Origin of the sequence: Mycobacterium sp., from assembly GCF_050701675.1 — a bacterium.
GTDB lineage: Bacteria > Actinomycetota > Actinomycetes > Mycobacteriales > Mycobacteriaceae > Mycobacterium.
Map to the genome: position 1 here is coordinate 1 of NZ_JBOGDD010000082.1, position 2,231 is coordinate 2,231.

The 2,231-nt window shown below is 67.3% G+C and carries 3 protein-coding genes; 1 reads left to right on the top strand and 2 read right to left on the bottom strand.

Going from position 1 to position 2,231, the window contains the following annotated elements; all coding sequences use genetic code 11:
* Positions 1-1,376, bottom strand: a 1,376-nt coding sequence (locus ACRDUX_RS02545; protein ID WP_526410707.1) for a phosphatidylglycerol lysyltransferase domain-containing protein, incomplete at its 3' end; no start/stop codon positions are given.
* A gap of 61 nt (positions 1,377-1,437) precedes the next feature.
* On the bottom strand, positions 1,438-1,800 hold the full coding sequence (locus ACRDUX_RS02550) for a DUF1844 domain-containing protein (RefSeq protein WP_526410709.1): 363 nt from the start codon (positions 1,798-1,800) through the stop codon (positions 1,438-1,440).
* 231 nt (positions 1,801-2,031) lie between these two features.
* Between ACRDUX_RS02550 and infC the strand changes: the two genes are divergently transcribed.
* On the top strand, positions 2,032-2,231 hold a 200-nt coding region (gene infC / locus ACRDUX_RS02555), incomplete at its 3' end, for a translation initiation factor IF-3 (protein ID WP_526410711.1).

Genomic DNA, 2,231 nt, shown 5'->3' on the forward strand with positions numbered 1-2,231 from the left:
GGCGACCGGCGCATGAGGTCGAGTGACACCCCATTGGCGCCCCACGGCACCAGCGAGAGCATCGCCACGACGGCATCCTGCTCGTCGACCGCCTCCACCAGCATGCAGTCGCTGTCGGCCGGATCCCCGAGACGGCCGAGCGCCATCGAGAATCCACGTTCGGTCTCGGTGTCCCGCCAGTCGTCGGCCCGCCGAATGGCCGTGGCCATCTCATCAGGGGACAGGTCGCGATGGCGGCGGATGCGGACCGTCAGACCGGCCCGCCGCGCGCGGGTGACGGCCTGCCGAACCGGCTTCATGTCGGGACCGGACAGCTTGAACCTGTCCGGGTAGAGAATTGCCTCGTCGCCGAGTTCGAGCGCGTTGAGGCCTGCCTCGCGGAACGCCTGTGCTGCCGTCGCGCTCGCGCCCATCACGCCCGGCGCCCATCCGTAGGACTCGCACAGCTGCAACCAGGCGCCGATGGCGGCGGGCCAGGCCCGCGGGTCGCCGAGCGGGTCACCACTGGCGAGGCACACGCCGACCTCGACGCGATAGGTGATGGCGGCCCTGCCGTTCGGCGCGAACACCACGGACTTGTCGCGCCTGGTCGCGAAGTACCCGAGCGAGTCGTTCTTGCCGTACAGCTCGAGCAGTCCGCGGATCGCCGACTCGTCCTCACCCGTCAGGGCGTTCTCGGCACGCTGAGACTGGAACAGCACGACGGCGGCCGCCATGAGCGCCAACGCGCCGAAGAGGCCGAGCAGCGCATTGACGAAGACGTGTGGGTGATGACCGGAGAACGCGTCGGCGTCGACGCCTGCGAATACGACCACGCGGTTGGCTGCGTACGGGAGGCGCTCGTCGCGATCCAGCGAGCCGGGGAACATCTCGAGCAGGCCCCACCCGATCAGGATGCCGATCGCCATTCCAGCGGTCAGCGCAGCGGCGGCCTTGAACAGCGCGCCGCGCCGCACCTTTGCCCAGAACTCCTTGCGGGCCAGTACCAGGAAGGCAATCGCGGCGACGTGGAAGCCGAGGCCGATGACCTCGCCCGCATCCTCCATGACCGACTCGGGGCCAGTGGACAGGTCGCCCACGTTCCAGCCGATGGCCGCCACCATGTAGAGCAGCACGATCCACCAGGCGACGCTCTTTCGGGCCGCCAGCGCCGCAGCGAGCAGCGCAAGCACGAACGCCCAGGCGAAGCTGGTGTCGGGGAAGTTGAAGATGTAGTCGTTGACCCATTCACGGGGGACCTTGATGACGAACCGCACCAGCGGAGAGATGCTGGCGATCAGCGACAGCGTCGCGATGACGCCGACGATCCACCCGGCGGCCGCGGGCACCCATCGGAATCTCGAGGCCCGCTGCTGCTTGGGCGTGGTCAGCGTCATAGGCCGCGAGGATATTCGCTCAACCCGCAAAATGGTTGGGAGTGCGGCGGGGACACGGGAGCTACCAGACCGGCCCGGTGTACTTCTCGCCAGGGCCGTGGCCGGGTTCGTCGGGAAATGCCGAGGATTCGCGGAAGGCCAACTGCAGATTCTTCAACCCGTCGCGGACCGGGCCGGCATGCGGTCCGAGGTATTCCGCCGAGGCCTTCACCAGCCCCGCCAGCGCCGTGATCAGCCGTCGCGCCTCGTCGAGGTCGCGGTAGGGGGACTCGTCGGGGTCGTCCGCCGACAACCCGAGCTTCTCGGCGGCGGCACTCATCAGCATGACGGCCGCCCTGGTGATCACCTCGACGGCGGGGATCTCGGCCAGTTCGCGGGTGGGCACGTCTAGCGCCGGTTCGGGCGATTCAGGAAACTGAGTCATGCCTGTTAGACTGGCACGCGCGACCGTCCTGGCGAATGCCAGGACAGCAAGTGGAGTCCCGCTCCCACCGTTGGCCACCTAGGTTCAGCGGTCCGGTCACAGGCATCTTACGGTGCTTGTTCTGCGTATGACGCAGGCGGCGTGAGCCGTGATCGGTCGGCATCGGGCCCTGCAATGTGCAGGGCCTTTCTGCTGATGGCTGGGCCCCGCCAAGACTACATAGGAGGCCCCATCAGCACTGAGACCCGCATCAACGAGCGCATACGTGTGCCTGAAGTCCGCTTGATCGGACCGAACGGTGAGCAGGTAGGCATAGTGCGCATCGAAGATGCACTCCGCGTCGCCGCGGATGCCGATCTCGACCTCGTCGAAGTTGCACCAGCCGCCAAGCCCCCGGTCTGCAAGATCATGGACTACGGCAAGTTCAAGTA